Source organism: Spiroplasma sp. ChiS, from assembly GCF_002968355.1.
Lineage (GTDB): Bacteria > Bacillota_I > Bacilli_A > Mycoplasmatales > Mycoplasmataceae > Spiroplasma > Spiroplasma citri.
This window is the reverse complement of sequence record NZ_PUUH01000093.1, coordinates 1-1,651: the sequence shown is the minus strand read 5'-3', so window position 1 is coordinate 1,651 and position 1,651 is coordinate 1. Positions and strand designations below refer to the sequence as shown.

General features: G+C 19.1%; 2 protein-coding genes. One reads left to right on the top strand and one right to left on the bottom strand.

Going from position 1 to position 1,651, the window contains the following annotated elements; translation table 4 throughout:
* Window positions 1–34: 34 nt before the first annotated feature.
* The gene (locus C6B38_RS03525; protein WP_105298683.1) at window positions 35–1,123 is read right to left on the bottom strand and encodes a DDE-type integrase/transposase/recombinase; all 1,089 of its coding nucleotides are present in this window, start codon (window positions 1,121–1,123) and stop codon (window positions 35–37) included.
* Between the two features lie 116 nt (window positions 1,124–1,239).
* Between C6B38_RS03525 and C6B38_RS03520 the strand changes: the two genes are divergently transcribed.
* Entirely contained in the window at window positions 1,240–1,458 is a 219-nt protein-coding gene (locus C6B38_RS03520) for a lipoprotein (protein WP_105298682.1), read from the top strand.
* The last annotated feature ends 193 nt before the right edge of the window (window positions 1,459–1,651 follow it).

Genomic DNA, 1,651 nt, shown 5'->3' with positions numbered 1-1,651 from the left:
TTTAGTTTAAACACAAAAACTTAATAATTTAAAATTATTTAATTAAACTTAAACTATTCAAAAAATTAAATGGTGTCTGAAAATTTAAAGACTTATGTACTCTTTCAAAATTATAAAAATAATAATAATCATTTAATTTATTCTGTAAACTAACTGCATTTAATATTTTTTCTTCAAATAMAAATAATTTAGTATAATTTTGATGAAATCTTTCAATCTTACCGTTTGACTGTGGAGAGCGAACTGGTGTTGTTTGATGCAAAATATTTTTATCTRTTAAAAATTGAGTAAAATTAGTCTTTTTAACACTAATTTTTTGATTATTACGATAATTATTAATAAATTCAGAACCGTTATCAGTTCTAATCCGTKTTATTATAATACCAAATATATTTTTAAAATCACTAATTGCTTTTTTAACAGYATCAATAGCATTATCAGTACTTAATTTATCATAAACATATCCTAATGCTAATCTTGTTTTTTCATCAATAAAATCATAAACATAATACTTTTTATCAACTGGAAATTTACTTGGTACAAAATATTTAGCGTCCATCTGTAACAAACCTATTTCTTTAACTTCATATCTTGGATGTTGTTTTTTAATTTCTTTAATTTTATTTTTTATTTTTAATCATCTTTCATCTTTTTTAAGTCAACGAAAAAATGTTTTYAAATTTTTTGGTGCTTTATTTTTTAATTCTTCTCCATGAATTCCTTTTTTWAAATTATAAAACAAAGATAAAACACCACCAGCATGTTTATTACAATATTCAAAATATAAATCACAAATAATTTTGCGAATATCATCACTATATTGATAATTAATATTATTAGGAATTGTTGACTTTAATAATAATTCAGCAAAATCATTATTTTTATATGCAATTAAAATTTTATTCGCTCAATAATAAAAAGTTGAAAACTTATTTTTAAAATATTTTTTAATTAAATCTTTCAACAAAAAATTACCATTATAATAATCATTACACAAATTAATATATGAAAATATTTTTTGTTTTATTCTTTTATAATATTTATTTTTATAATTTTTACTTAAAAAACTCTTTAATTTTGCTTGTAAATCAAACAAATTAAAATTATTAATAATATATTTCATTAATTTACACCTACCATCAAAAATATATAAAATTAATATTTAATACGAATAATTGATATATAATTGATATGTGATAAAACCAATTATATATAAAAAAATAAAAAGGAGCAATCTATATGAAAAAATGACTTAACATAATAGGAGCAATCGGATTAACCGCAACAAGTACAACATCATTAATTAGTTGTCAAAAACCAAATAATAATGAAAACGGGGAAGGAGATAATAAACCAAAACCATCATATAATCCACAACAACCACCAAAAGATAGTAATTGAAAATTAATTGGTAAAAATAATTATAGTAATGAAATTGAAAAGAAATTGAAAATATAAATAATAAATGATATTCAGTTATTTTTAATTTTGGAAATTATAAAATTGTTAATTTTTTTAATTCTAATAATGAAATTAGAATTAATTTTGATAATTTTATTTTATTAAAAGGTAATGATGGTAAATAAAAAATGAGATAGTCCTTTACCTATTCCAAATATTAACCAAATATTAATTTTACGATTTATCGTTG